The 18,813-nt window shown below is 66.3% G+C and carries 16 protein-coding genes; 9 read left to right on the plus strand and 7 right to left on the minus strand.

From position 1 onward, the window contains the following. From FHR84_RS02275 to FHR84_RS02315, 9 genes are all read left to right on the plus strand, one after another. Entirely contained in the window at window positions 1–825 is an 825-nt protein-coding gene (locus FHR84_RS02275; protein WP_246300093.1) for a hypothetical protein, read from the plus strand. Next, window positions 825–2,381, plus strand: coding sequence for a hypothetical protein (locus FHR84_RS02280; protein WP_179533732.1), 1,557 nt, complete (start codon window positions 825–827; stop codon window positions 2,379–2,381). Before FHR84_RS02275 ends, FHR84_RS02280 begins: the two co-directional genes overlap by 1 nt. Beyond that, window positions 2,381–3,886, plus strand: a complete 1,506-nt coding sequence (locus tag FHR84_RS02285) for an SCO6880 family protein (RefSeq protein WP_179533733.1) — start codon at window positions 2,381–2,383, stop codon at window positions 3,884–3,886. The genes FHR84_RS02280 and FHR84_RS02285 overlap by 1 nt, the downstream gene beginning before the upstream one ends. Window positions 3,887–4,068: 182 nt before the next feature. Beyond that, the gene (locus FHR84_RS02290; RefSeq protein WP_179533734.1) at window positions 4,069–5,391 is read left to right on the plus strand and encodes an ATP-binding protein; all 1,323 of its coding nucleotides are present in this window, start codon (window positions 4,069–4,071) and stop codon (window positions 5,389–5,391) included. A 3-nt stretch (window positions 5,392–5,394) separates the two neighbouring features. After that, on the plus strand, window positions 5,395–6,489 hold the full coding sequence (locus FHR84_RS02295) for a C40 family peptidase (RefSeq protein ID WP_179533735.1): 1,095 nt from the start codon (window positions 5,395–5,397) through the stop codon (window positions 6,487–6,489). Beyond that, window positions 6,486–8,372, plus strand: a complete 1,887-nt coding sequence (locus FHR84_RS02300; protein WP_179533736.1) for a type IV secretory system conjugative DNA transfer family protein — start codon at window positions 6,486–6,488, stop codon at window positions 8,370–8,372. The genes FHR84_RS02295 and FHR84_RS02300 overlap by 4 nt, the downstream gene beginning before the upstream one ends. After that, complete coding sequence (locus FHR84_RS02305) at window positions 8,369–9,001, plus strand: hypothetical protein (RefSeq protein ID WP_179533737.1); 633 nt, start codon at window positions 8,369–8,371, stop codon at window positions 8,999–9,001. Before FHR84_RS02300 ends, FHR84_RS02305 begins: the two co-directional genes overlap by 4 nt. A 50-nt stretch (window positions 9,002–9,051) precedes the next feature. Continuing rightward, window positions 9,052–9,726 (plus strand): GGDEF domain-containing protein, encoded by a 675-nt coding sequence (locus FHR84_RS02310; RefSeq protein ID WP_179533738.1) that lies wholly within the window; start codon window positions 9,052–9,054, stop codon window positions 9,724–9,726. A gap of 5 nt (window positions 9,727–9,731) precedes the next feature. Next, complete coding sequence (locus FHR84_RS02315; RefSeq protein WP_218861868.1) at window positions 9,732–10,094, plus strand: WhiB family transcriptional regulator; 363 nt, start codon at window positions 9,732–9,734, stop codon at window positions 10,092–10,094. Between the two features lie 409 nt (window positions 10,095–10,503). Here the strand turns inward: FHR84_RS02315 and cas6e are convergent, their stop codons facing one another. The 7 genes from cas6e to cas3 form a co-directional block, all read right to left on the minus strand. Beyond that, on the minus strand, window positions 10,504–11,226 hold the full coding sequence (cas6e, locus tag FHR84_RS02320) for a type I-E CRISPR-associated protein Cas6/Cse3/CasE (RefSeq protein ID WP_179533740.1): 723 nt from the start codon (window positions 11,224–11,226) through the stop codon (window positions 10,504–10,506). Beyond that, complete coding sequence (cas5e, locus tag FHR84_RS02325) at window positions 11,213–11,950, minus strand: type I-E CRISPR-associated protein Cas5/CasD (protein WP_179533741.1); 738 nt, start codon at window positions 11,948–11,950, stop codon at window positions 11,213–11,215. Before cas5e ends, cas6e begins: the two co-directional genes overlap by 14 nt. Before the next feature lie 5 nt (window positions 11,951–11,955). Next, window positions 11,956–13,077, minus strand: a complete 1,122-nt coding sequence (gene cas7e, locus FHR84_RS02330; RefSeq protein WP_179533742.1) for a type I-E CRISPR-associated protein Cas7/Cse4/CasC — start codon at window positions 13,075–13,077, stop codon at window positions 11,956–11,958. Next, window positions 13,074–13,637: a type I-E CRISPR-associated protein Cse2/CasB gene (gene casB, locus FHR84_RS02335; protein WP_179533743.1), complete on the minus strand. Its 564-nt coding sequence runs from the start codon at window positions 13,635–13,637 to the stop codon at window positions 13,074–13,076. Before casB ends, cas7e begins: the two co-directional genes overlap by 4 nt. Beyond that, window positions 13,630–15,279 carry a type I-E CRISPR-associated protein Cse1/CasA gene (gene casA, locus FHR84_RS02340; RefSeq protein WP_179533744.1) on the minus strand — a complete coding sequence of 550 codons (1,650 nt, stop codon included), beginning with the start codon at window positions 15,277–15,279 and terminating at the stop codon, window positions 13,630–13,632. The genes casB and casA overlap by 8 nt, the downstream gene beginning before the upstream one ends. 488 nt (window positions 15,280–15,767) lie before the next feature. Further along, window positions 15,768–16,169, minus strand: coding sequence for a hypothetical protein (locus FHR84_RS02345; protein ID WP_179533745.1), 402 nt, complete (start codon window positions 16,167–16,169; stop codon window positions 15,768–15,770). Then, complete coding sequence (gene cas3 / locus FHR84_RS02350) at window positions 16,166–18,667, minus strand: CRISPR-associated helicase Cas3' (RefSeq protein ID WP_179533746.1); 2,502 nt, start codon at window positions 18,665–18,667, stop codon at window positions 16,166–16,168. The genes FHR84_RS02345 and cas3 overlap by 4 nt, the downstream gene beginning before the upstream one ends. Window positions 18,668–18,813: the final 146 nt, after the last annotated feature.

The raw sequence follows: 18,813 nt of genomic DNA on the forward strand, positions 1-18,813 counted from the left end.
ATGCGGGCCTCGGCACAGCAACGACATCGGCAACGTCGCGCCCGACTGGGACTGTCGGCGGTACTGGGAGCGCTGGCGGTGCTGGTGCTGATCGCGGCACTGGTGACCGCACGCTCGATCACCGAAGACAGGTCCGCTCCGAGTTCCCCGACACCGCGGACACCGTCCTCGAAGCCGAGCCGGGAGAGCGGCAACTGGAACGTGGACGCCCAGCAGAGCCTGGCCGCGCGGGAGATGGCGCAGCTGCCGCCGGCGGCCGCGCGACCTCACCCGCTGAGTACCGAGCGGGCCGGCCCACCGATCACGCTCCCCGCCCCGGAACGCACGCGGGGGCAGTGGATTCCCACCGGGTTTCCCGACACCCCGCGGGGCGCGCTGGCCCAGCTCGCGGCGCTGGACGAGACGGCGATGCGGGGTGGAGATCCGGGCGTCTATGCCCGCGGATACCGCGAGCTCGCCCTGGACGGTGCACCGAATCCGGAAAGCACCGGGCTGTATTCCCTGCTGACGTCGATGCGCAGCAGCGCTGGTCTCAAGGAGACCGGGTCGGTGCCGGATCTGCGGGTGGGATACGAGGCCACCCATGGCCAGATCAAGGGCACCACCGACAACGAGCGCTATGTCGTGGCCTGTGTGCTGGGCCAGTTTTCGGTGGACCACAGGGGACGGACGATCTCCGCAGGCGTGGGCGATTGCCAAGCCCTGCGCCACGTCGAGGGACGTTGGCGGATCTCGCCGGGACCGTTGCCCGCCGCAGCGCCGAGCGCCTGGCCGGGTAGCAGCGCGGCGGTGCGAGCCGACTACCGACCGATCAAGGAGCGTTAATGCGATGGCCGCTGTGGGTGTGGCCGTTCGACGATCTCGGTAACTCGATCGGAACCAAACTCAAGAACATGTTCTCGTCGGCGTTCGAGCAGGCGATGCAGGCGGTCTGGGACGCCAGCCTGATGATTCTGCGGGAAGCCTTCAAACTCGCCGACCGGTTCTCGGTGTTCGTGGTGGACCCAACGACCGAACCGATCTCGATTCTGTGGCCGATGATGCTGTGGTTGTCCGGTGTCATCGCGCTGGGATTGTTCTTCTGGCAGCTTGCCATGACCAGTCTGCGTGGCGGCAGTGGCTTCCTGCGGCTGGTCGGTGGGCCGGTGCAGTACGGTATCGCTCTGGCGGTGACCACGGGCATGGTCGGCGTGTTTCTGGCCGCTGCTGACGGGGTGACCAACGGCATCCTCGAATACGGGCTGCAGGCGTCCAATTTCCAGGACGCACTGGAGCACACTTCATTCGCCGACGGGGCCGTGGACAGCGTCAAGGCCAACGTGCTGGGGCTGTGCGCGGTGTTCGGCATCATCCCCACCGGTGTCGGCTACGTGCTGGAAATGCTGTTCCGCGAGGCTGCGATCTATATTCTGGTGGCCACGATCCCGATCACTGCGGCCGGGCTGCTGGCCGATGTGACCAAAAATTGGTACTGGAAAGCGCTGCGGTGGATGCTGGCCAGCATTCTCATGAAGCCCGTGCTGGCACTGACGTTGGTGCTGGGCGTGTCCATCGCCGGGGGGTCGAAAGGTCTGTCCGGCCTGCTGGCCGGAACCGGTGTACTGATGATTTCCCTGGCGGCACCGTTCGCGGTGTTCAAACTGTTCGCCTTCGTCGATCCCGGAAGCGATGCCGGAGTGGCGCTGCGCACCAACGTGGGCATGGCCTCCTACGGCAACGGCAACCCCGCCCTGCAAGGCATTCAAAAGCTGACCAGCCCCGGTGACAATGCCGGCAGTACGTCCGGTGGCGGGGCCGGTCAGCTCTCCGAAGCCGGCGGTGGTGGCGGTGGGGCCCAGGAAGCGGCCAACACCCTCCGGTTCGACCATGCCATGGCCGACTACGCCGAGGGCGAGGGCGCCAGCTACGGCATCGGTGGTGACACCTCCGGTGGGAGTGAGAGCACCACCGGTGGGGGTGCTTCCGCAACCGGGGCGTCGGCCGAAACGAGCGGAGCCGGTTCACATTCGGAGTCCGGTTCGGACAGTAGCTCCTCAGCAGCGACGAGCACCTCCTCGCCGCCTCCTGCGGCCAATCGGGGGCAGGTGACCGCCTCGGACGGGATCGGTCCGCAACACACCTCCTCCGCGGGAAGCAGCACCGCAGCGGAGACCGCTCCGTCCGGCGAGGAGGAACCCCCGCCGCAGCCGCCCGAGCACGGTGGTGGCCCCGATGGCGGTGATGACGATCCCGGTGGTGGAACTCCACGCGGGGGTAACGGTCCCCGGGGCGGTGGCCCCCGCGGAGGCGGGGGTGGTTCCGGCAGCAGTGGCAGCGGTGGCGGTGGTGCCGGTGGTGCCGCTGCCACCGATGAGGCAGCGGATGCGGCGGTGATCACCTGATGAGCAGTGTGCGGATGTATCGGGGACTGGCGCGCCGGGAGAAACCCGGCTGGATCATGGGGCTGTCCCCGTGGCAGGCACTGACCTGCCTCGCGCTGGCGGTGCCGGTGCTGTGGACCCTCTCGGCCGGGCAGTTCCTGCGGGCGTTGATCCTGGCCGCGGCCTGTGGGACAGGGACCTGTCTCGTGGTCGTTCCGGTGCGGGGCCGTCCCGCGTTGCGGTGGCTGGTGCATCTGCTGCTGTACCAGCTCGGGACGGCGTTGGGCTGGTCCCGGTGGCAGTCTCGGGTCGCCGCCGGCGATCCGGTCGATCCGGACGAGCCGGATCTGCCCGGTGTGCTGCAGCGGGTGTCCTTTCCGGACGGTCCGGTGTTCAAGGATCACGGCCGGGTGTGTTTGATCCACGACACCGGTGAGGGCAGGTGGGGCGCGACCGCGCGGTTGACCCACTCCGGGGTCGGCATGCTCTCGGCCGAGCAGTGTGACCGGCTGGCCTCGCGACTGGGCACCCTGCTGTTGTCGATCGGGCACCGCGACGTCGTCGACCGGCTGTCGCTGCTGGTACGCACCGTGCCCGACGACGGCACCGAGTACGAGGTGTGGCGTGCCCGCCACGATGTCGCCGACGCGCCGGATCTGACCCGGCAGGCGGTCGACGAGCTCGACCGCAGCATCGGTTCGGTCTCGGTGCGCCACGAGGTGTTCGTGACGGTGTCCGGCCCGGAGGACGCGCTGCGCAAACCCGCCGCGGCCGCGGGAGGGGGCGTCGAGGGCCGCGCGCGGGTGCTCTACCGCGTGCTCGACGGACTCGAGGATCCGTTCAAAGCCCTCGGAGCCGAGAGCGTGGAGTGGTTGTCCGGTGGGGCTCTGGCCGAGTCCATCCGCACCGGGTTCAACCCCGGCAGCTCGGCGGTGTTGCGGGCCGGGCAGTTGACCGGCGACGGCGTCGACGGGCTGCCGAAGGCCGCGGCCGGTCCGACCCAAGCCCCCTCTCCGGGGTGGCGGCACTACGACCACGACGCCTATTCGACCGTGTCCTACAGCGTGCTCATGCCCGAATCCGGGACCGTGTTCGGCTCGCTGTCACCCCTGCTGGCGGTCAAATCCGCAGGGGAACGGCGGTGCGTGGCCATCCACTACGAGGTGATGGGCGCTCGGGCGGCTTCGAAGTCGGTGCAGAACTACCGGTTCCGCTCCGGGGTGATGCGCGACTACAAGGCCAGCAAGGGATTTTCCGCCTCGGCGGTCGATGAGCGGGAAGCCGGCGGTGCGCGGGCGCAGGAGCAGGCCGTGGCCGCCGGTCACTCGATCGTGCGTTACTCCGCTGTCGCGGCGGTGACCGCGCCGGCCGACCGGCAGATCGAGGACCACGCCGCCCGACTGGAAAACGACTCCGCCGGCCGGTTCCGCCTGCTGCGGCTCGATCTCGCCCAGGACAGTTCCTTCGTGGCCGCCTGCCTACCGGTGGGCATCGGCCTACCCCGCTCACGAGGAGGTCTCCTGTGACCCGCATTCGGCGGCGCGGTGCCGCGCAGCTGCTTCGCGACGGTGGCCAGACCCCACCGCGCGCCCCCAGAACATCCCGAGAGGAACCACGCTCTTCCACGGGGCAACGGATCAACCGGCCGCGGGCTCCCCGTCGCGGCCGGGCCCGTGCCGGACATGGCTGGTCCCCGGTCGAAGCGCCGATGACGGTGTACCAGGCCACCACCAGCGAGATCGGCGGCCTGTTCCCGTTGTTGGCCGCCAACGGGATCCCGGCCGTGGGGGCGCGCATCGGCTACGACACGCTGTCCGGCAGCGCGTTCTACGCCCACCCGATCGAATGGGTGCTGCGCGGCCTGGCCACCAATCCGAACATGGTCGTCTTCGGCGAACCCGGCCGCGGCAAAAGCAGCACCGTGGTCGCGTTTTTGCTGCGCATGATGTTGTTCGGCACCAAAACGCTGATCTCCGGTGATGTGAAGGGCGAGTACTCACCCCTGCTGCGCGCACTGGGCATCACCCCGATCGCGCTGGGCAGCGGCTCACCGGCTCGGCTCAACGCGCTGGATCTGGGGCCACTGGCGCGCTGGTGGGAGTCCTGGTCGATCGAGCGCCAGCGCGAAGAGCTCGACGGGTTGCTGGCCCGCTGGGTCAAACTCCTCGTCGCGTTGGCCGAAGCCCAGGGGTACGTGCCCACCGTCACCGACGAGGCCGTGCTGGCCCGGGTGCTGCGCCGGCTGCTCGGCGTCGCCGACGGGACCACGCGGCTGCGGCCGGTCACGATCCCGGACGTGCAGCGCGAGCTGGCCGATCCGGACGAGCAGCTCTGGCGCGAGACCCGTTTCGCCGACCGGCGCCAGTTCCTCGACACGCTGCGCCCGATCACCGACGCGCTGGCCAACCTGGTAACCGGCCCGCTGGCCGGATTGTTCGACGAGCCCACCAACTTCGACCTGGACTGGCAGGCCCCGATCCAGTCCATGGACCTCTCGGGGCTGCGCGGCCGCGGTGATCAGGCCGTGGCGGTGGCACTGACCTGCCTGGGCTCGTGGTCGTCGATGATCACCGACCTGCAGGACGACGGGGAGATCCGCATCGTGGTGCGCGACGAGGTCTGGCGCCAAATGCGACTGGGTTCGAAAGCCGTGCAAGCCGTCGACTCGGACCTGCGGCTCTCGCGAGCCGAGCAGAAAATCCAGGTCCTCGTCGGCCACAAACCCAGCGATTTCCTCTCCGTCGGCAGCGCCGGCTCGCAGGAAGTCGCCATCGCCAAGGACCTGCTGGCGCTGTGCAGCACGCGAATCCTGTTCGGGCAAAGCACCCGGGTTGCCGACGAGTTGGCCGAGGATTTCGCCCTCTCCGACAAAGAATCCGAGGTGACCACCGGCTGGTGCATGGAACGCACCGGGCGAGCGCTGTGGAAGCTCGAAAACACCCCCGGCTACAAGGTCCAAACCGTGCTCTCCCGCACCGAAAAGACCGCGTTCGACACCAACGCCCAACTGCGCGGTGCAGGGGAGGGCTGAACCATGGGCAGCAAAATCGGACTCATCGCGGCACCGCTGGCGATGCTGGTGGTGCTGCCACTGGCCCTGATCGGAATGGCCCTGATCTCCGTCACAGGCGGTGCGGCTGCTCTCGCGGGGGCCTGCACATCCACCGGCGGTCCTGGAGGACCGGCCCAACAAGTCGGTGACCGGCACTGGACCTCCGAACAGCTGACCAACGCTCGCACCATCACCACCGTGGTCCTGCGCCGGGCGCTCCCACAACGAGCTGCGGTGCTGGCCCTGTCCACCGCCATCGTCGAAAGTCGTCTACGCAACCTCGACCACGGTGACCGCGACAGCCTCGGGCTGTTCCAGCAACGTCCCAGCCAGGGCTGGGGAACCCGCGAACAGATCCTCAACCCCGTCTACGCCACCAACACCTTCCTCGACCACCTGGTCGCCCTCGACGGGTGGTATTCGATGCCGCCGGGACGAGCCCAACAGGCGGTGCAGCGCAGTGCCTATCCCGATCGCTACGCCCCGCAGGAGCCCGCGGCCAGCGCGTTGACGCACGAGTTCTGGCGCGGGCCCAACAATCCACCACCGGAGTCCGGGTCGAACACGGATGGCCCGACGCAGCAGGCCGCGCTGGGCTGCTCCGATCAGGGTGGCTCCACTACGCCACTGGATCCGCAGAAGATTCCGGACGATTTCGAGCTGCCGGCCGATCCGCGCCGTCGCGCGGCCGTGAAATACGCGCTGAGCAAACTCGGCGCGCCGTACGTGTGGGGCGCGAAAGGACCGGATGCGTTCGACTGCTCCGGGCTCACCCAGGCCGCCTGGGCACATGCCGGTGTGGCTGTCTCGGCCGGAACCACCAACCAGCTCCACGACGGACGCGTGGTGGGCTCCGTCGCCCAATTGGCTCCCGGAGATTTGGTGTTCATCCCCGGCTCGCTCGGTTCGCCGAGCAACCCCCGACACGTGGGGATCTACGCCGGGCACGGGCTCATCGTCAACGCCTATGACGCGGACACCGGGGTGGTCCTCGAGAAGCTGTCCGCGTGGCGCGGCGAGATCGTCGCCATCCGCCGTGTCGCCGAACCGACTGCGCAGCAAGGGAACCGGACATGAGCACACATCGTCGTCCGTCACCGGCAGCCGATCGCGACCTGATGCTGCTGGGCCTGCTCGTTTCCGGACTCGGCCTGCTGCTGGCGCTGGCCGCCGGACTCATGACCGGTGCCGCTGTGGCCACCGCGCTGGCCGAAGGCCCTTGGAGCATGCCCGGCTTCGACGCCTGGCTTGACGGAGTGCTCGGCGTGTTCGCCCACCCGACAGATCCGGCTGCCGGACTCGGAACCCCGTGGGAGATGGCCCTGGACGGGCGGGCCGGGCTGTACTGGATTGTCACCGTGACGATATTGGCTACGGGGACAGTCGTGGTGACAACGGGGATTGTGCTGATCTGGCACCGATTCGGTCCCTCCGCACCGGGGCATGCTTCCCGGGAGGACATCCGCCGCGAGCTCTCGCCGGAAGCCGCCCGCCGCACCGCCCGCTGGACCCGCCCAGGGCTGAGTTCACGCGAGCGGCGTCGCGCCCCGCTGGAGGAGTTGGCCGTCCCGCTGCACCGCGGGCCGAACCGCCAGCGCCTGTATGTTCCGCTGGAGAACCCGACCGGCGCGTTCGCTCCTACTCAGTCGGGCAAATCACGCACGGACCTGGTGCACAAAGCCCTGGCCGCCCCGGGCGCGCTGTTGTGCTCGACGACCAAACCGGACCTGGTGGAATTCGCCGCCCTGGCCCGCACCCGCCGCGAGCAGGCCGGCCCGGTGCTGGTGTTCGACACCACCGGCGAGGTGTCCTGGCCAGCCCGAGTGCGATATTCTCCGATCCCCGGCTGCACCGAGTTCACCGTCGCCCGCCGACGAGCCGAAACCCTCGTCGACGCCGCCGCGGTCGGTTTGGAGAGCGTCGGCGGCAACGACAAGATCTTCCGCGAACGCGCCAAAACCGTCGTGCAGAGCTATCTGATCGCCGCCGCCCACGACGACCGCGGCGTGGGGGACCTGGTTACCTGGGCCATCACCAAACCGCCCGACCAGGAGCCGGTCGAGCTGTTGCGCCACTCCGGCTTTCCTGAGCTGGCCGACAACCTACGAGCCGAGATCGGCATGGTCGCCGAAACGTCGGATGCGGTGTGGTTGAGCGTACGCCGCGTCATCGAACCCTGGCTGGACCCACAGCTGCGCCAACTGTGCAGTCCCGAACCGGGTCAGGAGTTCGACGCCGGCAGCTTCATCGACAACCACGGCTCCCTGTTCCTGATCGCCGGCGAACACCAGGCCGCCCAGGTCCGCCCGATCCTGACCGCCCTGGTCGAGGACATCCTGACCACCGAACAGGAAAGGGCACTGACCTGCCCCTCCCGACGGCTGGACCCACCGGCCACCAACGTGCTCGACGAACTCTTCGACGCCACCCCGATCCCGCGGCTTCCCGAGATCCTGGCCGACTCGGCCGGACGCGGGGTCCGCATCGACTGGGCCGCCCAGTCGCTGGCGCACCTGGACATCCTCTACGAGGAAGCCGGGCGGCGCCAACTGCTGGACAACACCACCACGCTCACCCTCTGGGGTGGGGTCAAAGATCCGACCACCCTCGAATGGATCTCCACCATCGCCGATCACCACGAACGGCTGCGCTACCAACAGCAGTCCGACGGGTTGCTGGGCACCGGCCGCACCTCCATCGGCACCGAGACCGTGCCCACCTACCGTCCCGGCGCCGTGCGCACCATCGACCGTGGCTGCGTGCTCATCTTCCACCGCCACCTCAAGCCCGTTCTCGCCCGCACCGTCGATGTCACCCGCCGCCACGACTGGAAACAACTCTCCGCCGACGTGAACACCGTGCGCAACGGTGAGGCTGCCGTCTCCCCGGAGGGCTACGCGCTGAACACCCCGACACAGCCGAGCACCACACCCGTTTGCCAGGAGGGAAGAGCGCCATGAGCGACGACGAGGAGGACATCACTGTCGGCCGTTCCCGGGAGTCCGAGCCCGCGCGCACACTGCGGGAATTGCAAGCCCAGGTCAACACCCTCACCGATGTGGCCAGCGGGCTGTCCACCCGAGTCAGGGCTCTCGACGACAGAATCGAGGCTCTCGAAGATACCGAGGACAACGACCCCGTCGAAGATCAGCCCGCCCCCTGGGTGGTGTTCACCCCGCCCGCAGCGGCCGAGGACCGTCGGCACCGCGACGACGAACACAGCCCACTGTGGACTGTTGAGAACTTCGTGGCCTGGTTCAACATCACCTACGTCGGTCTGTCCGGAGGGCCGGCCAGACCGATTCCGGACTGCTGGCGCGCCCACCCGCCACTGGCTATGGAAGTGGCCACGCTTGCCTACTCCTGGCGCCGGGCCAACATCGGCGCCACCGCCAACGTCCGCGACGCCCAGTACTGGCACCACCAATGGCGGCCCGGCTTCGCCGCGCGGCTGACCGACTGGGTTCATTCCCACTGTCTCGACGGCCGCCACCGCGACAGCGGAACGCCAGCCCGCACCGACCGGTTCTCGACGGACGCGGACACGATCCCGACCGGAGACAACGAGGTCCAGCAGCACAACGTCTAACTCGTCGAAAGGCAGCCGTCATGCACCTCTGCGAATGGATGTCGACCCCCTTGACCAGCCGGTCGTCACGCTCGGCGGCCACCTTGGGCACGGCGACCGTGGCCGCGGCCGCCGGATGGGCCGTCACAGCCTGCCGACTTCGCAGCCGCACCCGCCAGCTCGCACGTGCCCACCGCGACCCGGTCACCGGTCTGCTGACCCGGACAGGATTCGAAGCAGCCGCCGCCAGAACACTGACCAAGGCCAATGCTGTCGGCCTGCTCGATCTCGACGGGTTCAAACCGATCAACGACACCCATGGCCACCACACCGGCGACCGTGTGCTGCGCACCGTCGCCAGGCGCTTGGAGGCCGAACTCGGCACCGCGGCGGTTACCGGACGGCTCGGTGGGGACGAGCTGGCCTTCGTCACCCGGCTGTCCGACCTCGATCAGCTGGATCGACTGCTGAGCGCGCTGACCGCGCCGATCACGGTGCCCGACCTCGGCAGGCCGCTGCGCGTCGGTGTCTCACTGGGCATTACCACAGTGACTATTCCGGCCCCGACCTTGAACGAGGCTCTGGCCGGCGCCGACCTCGCCATGTACGAGGCGAAAACCCACCGCAGTGGGTGGCGCGTGCATTCTCCACAGAGGACGCCCGAGTTCCATAAGGTTCTTCTGCGCCCACCGCCGCGCGAGGGTGAGCCCGTCGGTGCCACCTCCACCGACACGGCACGGCGATGACCAACATGACCAGTTCTGCCTCCTCGACACCGGGATGGGAACAGCATGCCGCGTGCGCGGGAACTCCGATCGAACTGTGGTACGGCCCCGACGATCGCCCCGAATCCGGCCACGAGGCCTACTGGCGGCGTCGGCACGCGAAAACCATCTGCGCCCGATGCCCGGTGCGCACTGAATGCCTGGCCGACGAACTCACCCAACCCCGTGCCGACCAGCACGGTATCCGCGGCGGTACAACACCCCGGGAACGCGAACAACTACTCGTCGCGTGGCGACGCAATGGACTCGTACCCGCCGACAAACCTGCCAGCTCCGAGACCGTGCGAAGATTGCTCACCCGGGAAGTAATCAACACTTCGGTCTCGTAGTCAATAAGATTGGCAATCCGTTGAATATATCCGATATGTTCTGCGTCAAGTTTAGTCGGAAAATGTTCACCTGTGTGGGGAATTTATCTTGTCTTGCTGGAGTTTAAGAAGAGGGGTTGTTTGTGGAGCGGTGTGGCGATGAGTGTGATCGTATTTAATGAGTTGGAACTATCGCAATCGATTGCTCGGCGGCGTTGTTGATCTGTATTTGATATGGTATAGCGCTGTTTTCTGTTGGTAGAGAAGGTGACGTGACTGTCTTCGGGCGGACTGGGACGTTGAGTTGATGTCAGGAGTATTTGTTTGATTTTGTCAATTAGTTAAGTGGCTATAATAACCCTTTTTGTGACCGCGGTTTATTTCTGAAACGTGGTTCCCCGTGCTTTGTCGCGCGGGGAACCGTTCTCGTTCAGTCGTTCCCTGCGCCGTTGCTCACCGGGGCGAGGCTCATGAGACCGCACCCGTAGGCTTTGGCAGGGCCGATGCCGTCGCTGATCGCTTGTACTAGCTGGTTTGGGTCGGTCACGACGAGGCGCCCGTCGAATCGGACCGGCGCGATCGTGATCTTGTTATGACGTGGGGATTGCGTACCTTCGGCCGTGTCCTTTTGACGTCCGCTGAGATCCGGTAGCGGCGTGACGGTGACATCCGGCTCGCCCGTGGACGCAGCTGGCAGCACGAATCCGCGTTGTTCTGCTTGCTGTACGAGCCACGAAGTCTGCTCGTCCGGCCGGTGCAACGGCACACGACGATTGTGTTTGCGGTTCCCGTCGTTGCGGTAGTCGTTTTGCGGTTTCAGCCGTCGCGTCGGATTTGCCACGATCCGGAATCGGAACGCTGTCCCGGCGCGAATGGCTTGCAACACGGGCTGCAGACACCGCACCTTCCCACGTTCGGAGAGGTAGTTCTCGGGTAGTCTGTCCCAATTCGGCTGGATTCGGCTCTGCACGTACAGCACGTACCCCTGGGTCGTGCGGTCCAAGCGCCACAGCACGCCGTGTTCGCTACGGGCCGCGGACTGGTCGGTGCTCGGGAAAGCATCCATCACGGTCCGGTGCATGTCGTGCACGTTCGCTATGTCGCGGCGAAACTTCCTGGAAACGACATTGACGGGAAGCTTACTCAGAAACATGGGAAGCTCCATCGGCTGATTCCGGAGGCACGGGAACCTCACCGGTGCGGACGGCACGCGTGGCGTACCGCCGATCATCTCTGTCGAACGAGAGGGGGTGATCGTGACGTGGTTCCGCCGCCGGATCGGTGACCTCTGTGTCGACCACAGTTCGCAGGTGTTCGTCGGAACCGGCTGCTTCCTGCCGCGCCCCACGGCGCGTTTCCAGCCACGGATGGCTGCGCAGCACGTCCGGCAGTGAGTGGCTGAAGAGCCCCGTCCCCCGGTTGGCTTGCTCCTCGGGAGCGGCCACGAGCGGGCTGGCCGGTACGAATGCCTTGCGGCCGAAGAACAGCGGCCAGTGCGGTCTACGAACAGCCTGCTCGAGTTCCGTGAGCAGCGCCGGATCTCCCTCCAGCACGACGAGGAACAACGCGTCGGCGAGATAGTACCGGTTGCTGATCACCGTGCGGTGCCCCTTGCCCTCGGTGTTGGGCACGTTCTGCGCGGTGTGGAAGTCGCGCTCCACCAGTCCTTCCCGGTCCGCGCGCACCCCCATGCGCAGGCCTGCGAGTTCAGCGATGGCGGTTTCTTCGTGACGCGCGTTCCCCCGCGCGGCAGCCAGGAGGCCGACGATGCCCGATTTGGTGGGTTCTCGTTCGGTGTCGCGGATGATGAATTCGGACCGGATCCCCCAGGACTGCATGGGGGCGTCGATCCGCAGTGCGAGCGTCCTTGTCGTCATAACCGTCATGTCGTCGCTGCGGTGAGGGTCCGCTCGGCGAGTTCCTCCACGGAGGCGGCCTGATCAGCGGGGTCCAGGGTCGGCAGTTCGCAGGAGAGCGCGGAGCCGGTGACGCTGCGGATCTCCTCGTCCCCGTAGAAGCGGCGCAGTGTGGCGAAGTGCTCGAGCATCGCCTTGGTCGAGTCTGCCATCAGCTCGGTGCCTTGAACGGGCTTGAGGAACGCGTTGGCGAGGTTCCAACTCCCGTGGTCGCGCACCACGGTCAGCAGGGTTTCCGGCATGGTGTGCGCGGCCATCGAGTTCTGCTTACCGCTGGGGCGGGCGGCGATGAACGAGTGGAGCCAGGCGCGCGCTGCTCGCGCGGTGAGTTCGGTGTCGCCGCCGAGGTTCTTCGTGAGCTGTTCGGTGTCGAGGTTGGCGTAGCGGTAGTAGCAGGCGGCGTTGAAGTCGACCGTGCCGATCATGTCCGCCCCGGCCTCGTCATCGGACTTGAGGTCGTCGACAGCGGTGTAGAAGTCGAACTCGGTGGCCACGGCGTGCGTGGAGATCGCGTGTGCGACCTGGCTGGCCGCGTCGACGTTGAAGTCCTTGTTGTCGGCGACCATCCGTCCGAACAGCGCGACGTCGGCGACCCGTTCGGCGTTGAGGATGCGCCGGCCTTCCGCGAGGTCGCCCTGCGTCGGTTTTACCTTGTCGGTTTTGCCTGAATCCGTCCTGCCTGCGGCGGCCTTGGACAAGGTGTCCCAGTTGCGCAGGCAGTAATCAGCCAGCTCTTGCCGAGCACCTTGACCGACGAACAGCAGGTACTCGGTCAGGTCGTACTGATCGACCTCGAAGCCGAGCTTGCGGATGCCCTCGCGGACGATCGCCTGGGTTTCTGCGCTGGGTTCTTCGGCATTGTCGATGATCTTCCCGGCGCCCTCGACGAGCCGTTTGGTGCGCAGTCCGGTTTCCTGCTTGTCCAGGCCGTAGCGCTGGAACAAACCTCGTGCGGAGCGCTTCATCGACTGGCTGGAGACACGTCCGCGGACCGCGCCACCGAACGTCACGGATTTGGGTTGTCCGATGTCGTCCCGGTTGAGGTTGCTCGTCGGGAACGACTGCAACAGGTGCAGTTCAAGAATCACGCTGCTTTTCCTTTCGTCGAGGAGTTACCGGTTCGGGCATGAACGGTGCGGTAGTAATCTCGTACCCAACGCAGCCGCAGTTTGTGCGTGTCCACTTTCGGATTGGTGAGCACGCAGAGATCGCGCAGCAGTCTCAGGTAGTCGATTCCTACATCGTGCGACCGCAGTAACTGCACGGCTTGTCGCAAGTAGTGTGGCAACCGAGCTTGGTCGACTGTGGCGAGTTGCCGCAACCGCGCCTCAGTGGCACCCACACCGTGCAGCTGCCCCAGGGAGCTGCCGAGCGAACGGCTGCCGCTCGCTTCTTTCATCGGGTGGAGCGCGAAAAGGCCTGCGGTCAGCAGCCATGCTTGCTCCTGAGTCTCCGGCGGATCGTACTGCAGCACGAGGTCGTACGCGGCCGGCGCGGGGTAGGATCTGCCAACGCCTCGGCGCAGCTCCGCCAAGCGCTTTCTGGCCTGACGGACCAGGTGGTTCTCCGCAGCGGACAGGTTCGCGGCTTCTCGTCGCAGCTCGGTGATGAACCGTTCTTGTCGATTCTGGAGTCCCTGATCAGTCATTCTCCTCCTTGCTGGGGTCGTAGTACCGCGCGGTGTTCGCGTCGAAGGTTCGGCAGAGCCAGTCGAGTAGGCCTTGGAAGTCGTTCAAAGGCTTCGCCAGTGCCTGGAGCTGGCGTGCTCCGCGTCGTGGTAGGTCCTCAGCCCACTGATCGGCGGTGTTCTCGCCAGTCCTCTGGACGCGTTTCTTCCAGCGCCCTGCGGCATCCAGCAGTTCCTGTTGCTGGGTACCGGCATCATCGTTGTTCAACGCTCGCCCCAGATCCCGGAGGAAATCGCCGAACGGCTCGGACAACCGAGGCCAGTACCACTGCGCCAGCAATTGGCGTTTAGCCGGTGTCTCTCCGGACAGTGCCGTGGCGAAATCGCGTTCCAGTCTCTTGAGCGCGTCGCCGACGTCATCGGCCAGCCCGATGGATAGACCGAGCAGGTCACCCACGGCCTCGTGACGGAGGTCCGCGCGCAGCAGCGCCACGGGGGCGGGCAGCGTCTCCTGTTGCCAAGCATGAACTGCCCCGCCCTGGGGATTGAGCTGTTGTCCGAACACGCGCAGCGTGTACACCGCATCGGCGGCGATGTTGTCCGAAGCGGCCATCTCCGCCACGTGTTCGATGGTGCGGGGGCGCTCGCGGTGCGCGTTCTCCCAGTCGCCGACGAGCAGTTCACGTGCGTGGCGCCAGACGCCGCGCAGCTCCTCGAGCACGACGGGCTGGGCCTGGCCGGTTTTGACGACCTTGCCGCGCTGTCGCTTGGTCTTGTACCGGAAGGCGGCCATCAGTTCGGAGTCCGTCAGCTCTGTGCGCAGTCTGGTACCCGGCGTGATGATCACACCGTCCACACGCACCCCTTGGTCGGTGTGCGCGGGGTGCAGCAGCACGCGGCGCGACGGCCACGTGAGCATGTCCGTCCAGCCGTTCGGGGCACGTCCTTGTTTGTCCGGTTCCGGTCCCGGCGGATGCTCGTACTCCCACGTCGGGCAGTCCGCGGCGGAAGTCGGCCGCGGATAACCCGCATGAGGATGGTAGATCGGCAGGTTCAGCAGGAGGGTCTCGCGCAGGGTTGAGCCCTCGAGCAGGGTCGTGGCGAACCGGTTGGCGAGACCGGCTTCGGAGGACTTGTCCACGCGGTACGGGGTTTTCAGTCCGCCGACGTCGAACGCCTGCAGCGTCACCAGCCACCGCGCGGCCTGGGCCGGGGACAGGGTTACGCGGTCAGCGGTGGTCGTGTGGTCGAACAGCGTCGCGTTGTTGCCCGTCGCCCTGTGCGGTAATAGCTGGGTGACGTTTCCCCAAGCCTTCTCGCTCAGCGCCGGAGTTTGCAGGAACGGACGCGTCGTGTGGAACAGGTCGAACCGGTCGGCGACGGTGGCCAGGTAATCCTCGAAGGCCCGTTCGTCCTCCGAGCGCTCGTGCAGCGACGATCCCGTCCACAGTCGCTTCCACACCGAGGCGTCCTCGGGCCCGTAGCAGCGGTGGGCGAAGGCGAGGAGCATCCGGTGCAACGCCGCGGTCACCACCGGCGTTTCCCCCTCCAGCCAACGCAGCTCGTGCGCCCGGGTGAATACGTCCCGGATGCTGACCTCGGTGTGCGCGCCATCGAGCGTGACCACCGGAAGCCACGGTTCGGTAAGCAGGTCGAACTTCACGGATTGTTCCTTAAGGAGTCGGCCGGACTCAGCGAGGAGTGCCTCGTGGGCCGGTGTTGCGTGCCGTGGCTTCGAGTCGGCGAGTGCCACGGCACGCCACCTTCACCCCCGCTGTCGCGGGGAAATAACTCGTGCGATGCGCACCTGCGAGTCACCCCAAGGCTGCTTGGGAACATGCATAAGCCTACCAAGGTGCCCATCTCCATTGCTGAATGATACTTATGCGTACCTGCTTGACTCGTTCTGCGGCTTCCAGTAGCTTTGCACATCAAGATCAGGAGAGGATCTTCTGCGGTATTGGAAGGAGCACGTGTGCGAAACCTCGAGTACGTCAGTCCTCACGGGCGGCCTGATGTGTGTGTCCAGCTGAACCTGTCCCTGACACAAGCTATGGTCCTCGTGGTCGTTGTTTGGCTCGTCATCGGTGTGCTCTCCGGGGGTGTGGCCGTGTAACGATGTCCCCCGACTGGGGAGCGGAACCGGTGCCGCTACTCCAGCGATCTTCCACGATCCCGGACCAGCAGCCCGAAGGTCGTGTGGTGGTGGATGGTCACCTCGTCCACCACCGTGCGACCTTGTGCGTCGAGTTCGAGGAGCTGGTGGCCGCGCAGCGAGCCGGAACGATCGAACGCAGGCGGTAGTGGCAGCTGCTCGCGAAGCACCGTCAGCGCACGAGGTGACAGGTCCACCGGAGCAGAGAGGGTGACCACGGAATCCGCCAGTGCAAGTACCAGTTCTTCGTCCAGTGTCTCGGCCTCCGGGTCGACGATTCCTCCTCTTCGGCTGTGGAGTTCCCCGGAATCGACGCGCCACACGGGGACGACGTTGATCGCCGCTTCGATGGGGGGATCGGAGGCTTCGTCGGCTTCGGGAGCGTCTTCCGGACTCATGGCTGCTGCTCTTTCCTGCCGCGTTCTTTGCGTGTTCGGCTGGGGTTGGTCGTGTGGCGGGTGAACTCGTTCAGGCTCTGCCCGGGAATCGACATCGGCAGCGCGGCGACTTCTCCTTCGTGGGTGTCAACGTGGTCGGTGCGCTCATAGCGCTTCCGAGATTCGTCCCATTGTTCGTATCGCGCTTCCTCGTTCGGGCGAACTTCCTCGACGTAGACCTTCTGCACGAGCTTCGGCACCGCAGCGGGCATGTCCAGCGTCATGTTCGCGCCCACGGCCTCCATTGTGGAGATCTTGAGGTACTGCCGGTACACGGCGGACTCCGGAAACCGGTACTTCCGCTTCGCTTTCTGCTTCGCGTTCGCCGGTGGTCGGGGATCGATGAGTCCCAGCATGCGCTTGGATACGGGGCGGGCGGAGCGCGAATGCCGGTGAAGTCGACCGGCGCGTTGCAGCAACAGGTCCACCGGGCACGGATCGGTGATCATGATGTCGAAGTCGAGATCCAGGCTCTGTTCCAGCACCTGCGTACCGACGACGATGCCACGGCGATGTTCGCTCTCGGCTCCGAACCTGGCCTGCAGGATCTGCTCGCGTTCTGCTCGGTCCTTGGCGTCGAGCTGGCCCGTCAGGAAGAACAGCTCCGGTGGTTCTTCCCAGCCGGCGCACTCGGTCTGCAGCGTTTCGAAAGTCCGTTTCGCACGCGCCACCGTGTTGTGGATGATCGCGGCGCAGCCTTCCGACTCGATGTTCTCGCGCAACCAGCCGACGAGATCCCTGGAGTCATCACGGGAGGTGGTGGACCGCTCGTGGATCCATTTCAGCACGAGGGGGTTCTGCTCGCTGACCCCGAACTCCCTCGGCGGCCTGCGACCGGTGCCGTCCGCCCACGTCACCTGCCATCCGCCAGGCTGGGTAGCGGTGAGTTCCTCAGGGGCAGAAGCGGGATTGCGGTGACCGGACTGCCATCGATCGATCAGTTCGTCGCGCCGGGTGGCCGCCAGGGTCGCGGAGAGGAGGACGACCGTGATGCCCAACCGGCCACACCACCACAACAACCGGTCCAGCAGCGTGGAGGTGTACGTCTCGTAGGAGTGCACTTCGTCGACGACGAGCACCTTGCTGCTCAGGCACGACATGCGCAGGAAGTTGTGCCGCGAGCGAATCACCGCCTGCAGCGCCTGGTCGATCGTGCCCACTCCGATCGGTGCCGCCAACCCACGTTTCTTGGCGAACCACTCGTGGACTTCGTTGCTTCCGGTCTCGGAGTCGGGTTCTGCCGATGAGTCGGCGGATGCGCCGTCCGATTCCCGCGACGGCTCATCAACACCGACCTCGCGCACCTCGATACGTGGCCCGTGGGGACTCCGCTCGGCCGTCGCCCCGGAGTACACGGGATTCGCCCGCAGCGATGAACCCTGCTGTGTGAGCAGCGCATCGATCTCGCCGCGTGCCTGTCGACTCGTGGCCTTCGTCGGCATGCCCATGTACATGCCGGACAGGCCGAGCCGTTGAACCAGCGTGGCGGCTGCTTGCAGAGCCGCCCGCGTCTTGCCCTCTCCGGTGGGAGCCTCGATCGTGAGGATGCCGGGGGAGTCGCAGTCGGCGACGAGCTCTTCAACGGTCCGTTGCAGACTGTTCGGAGCGGGTTCGGGGAACATGCCCGCACAGCTCACATCAGTGGGGCGCCACGGTTGCCAGCCCAGCTCGGCGATGGCTTGCTGAGCGGTCGCCACTGCCTTTGCCCGGTACTCGGCGAGGTCCGACACATCGGGGTGCGCCTCGAACCACCGCTGGTTCGACGCGATCCAGTCGCTGATCGTCGTCAAACCGGCCAAGCCGACACCCGCCGGATGCGGTAGCGCGACTTCGGTGCAGCCCGTGGCCGGGAACGTGCAGTCCCACAGGGACGCGACGGTGTCCATCAACTCGTCCCGAGCCACCTGCCACGGTCCCGTTCCCAAGTCTCCTGCCTTGCGCTGGGCCGCGCGGATTTCCGCACGTTGTGGCAAGGTCCCGTGGTGTCCGCCGATCACCGAAGCGATCTCGTCGGCTGTCTCACCCGCGACACCCATCCTGCGGAAACGGTCCGCCATGTGCGCCGCGGTGGCCACGCCGTGGGGAAGGTCCGTCCGTTCCGGTGTGGCTCGGTGTCTCTTTTCCGCGTAGTCCAAAGCCCGTAGAACAGGAACACTTCCAGTGGTGGAGAAACGGGCCGCGGCTATGTCGTGCCGCAATGCCTGGAACGCCGGGGACAACTTGCCGAGGTCGTGCAGCCCGCACAGCACGGCCACGACCGAACGTGGCCGTCCCAGCGGACGTAATCCCGCTTCCAACTCGGCACGCACACTCGGGCCGAGCAACACCTCGTAAAGCTCATGGGCGACCGCTGCCGTGTCGATGAGATGGCAGACCAACGGGTGCGGTACGGGTTCGGACGTGTTGCCGGCCTTCGCCCACGCCGCCGTAACCGGGAGGTACGACGTTTCAGAACCCATTCGACCACCCTCCGAACCAGTGGACTGTTCCGCCGCTCGGTGCGGGCCACTGCGCTCATCCTTGATCAACTCATTGGATCTTGCCACGACCACCACCATCGTTTGGGGCGAAAAACGCAAAATGGTTTGTGAGCAGTGGAAACGGC

The organism is Actinopolyspora biskrensis (assembly GCF_013408175.1).
GTDB classification, from domain to species: domain Bacteria; phylum Actinomycetota; class Actinomycetes; order Mycobacteriales; family Pseudonocardiaceae; genus Actinopolyspora; species Actinopolyspora biskrensis.

Excerpts from the sequence above, each read along its gene's own strand:
- FHR84_RS02275 (WP_246300093.1), top strand. The coding sequence starts at position 1 with ATGCGGGCCTCGGCACAGCAACGACATCGGCAACGTCGCGCCCGACTG.
- FHR84_RS02280 (WP_179533732.1), top strand. The coding sequence starts at position 825 with ATGCGATGGCCGCTGTGGGTGTGGCCGTTCGACGATCTCGGTAACTCG.
- FHR84_RS02285 (WP_179533733.1), top strand. The coding sequence starts at position 2,381 with ATGAGCAGTGTGCGGATGTATCGGGGACTGGCGCGCCGGGAGAAACCC.
- FHR84_RS02290 (WP_179533734.1), top strand. The coding sequence starts at position 4,069 with ATGACGGTGTACCAGGCCACCACCAGCGAGATCGGCGGCCTGTTCCCG.
- FHR84_RS02295 (WP_179533735.1), top strand. The coding sequence starts at position 5,395 with ATGGGCAGCAAAATCGGACTCATCGCGGCACCGCTGGCGATGCTGGTG.
- FHR84_RS02300 (WP_179533736.1), top strand. The coding sequence starts at position 6,486 with ATGAGCACACATCGTCGTCCGTCACCGGCAGCCGATCGCGACCTGATG.
- FHR84_RS02305 (WP_179533737.1), top strand. The coding sequence starts at position 8,369 with ATGAGCGACGACGAGGAGGACATCACTGTCGGCCGTTCCCGGGAGTCC.
- FHR84_RS02315 (WP_218861868.1), top strand. The coding sequence starts at position 9,732 with ATGACCAGTTCTGCCTCCTCGACACCGGGATGGGAACAGCATGCCGCG.
- cas6e (WP_179533740.1), bottom strand. The coding sequence starts at position 11,226 with ATGTTTCTGAGTAAGCTTCCCGTCAATGTCGTTTCCAGGAAGTTTCGC.
- cas5e (WP_179533741.1), bottom strand. The coding sequence starts at position 11,950 with ATGACGACAAGGACGCTCGCACTGCGGATCGACGCCCCCATGCAGTCC.
- casB (WP_179533743.1), bottom strand. The coding sequence starts at position 13,637 with ATGACTGATCAGGGACTCCAGAATCGACAAGAACGGTTCATCACCGAG.
- FHR84_RS02345 (WP_179533745.1), bottom strand. The coding sequence starts at position 16,169 with ATGAGTCCGGAAGACGCTCCCGAAGCCGACGAAGCCTCCGATCCCCCC.
- cas3 (WP_179533746.1), bottom strand. The coding sequence starts at position 18,667 with ATGGGTTCTGAAACGTCGTACCTCCCGGTTACGGCGGCGTGGGCGAAG.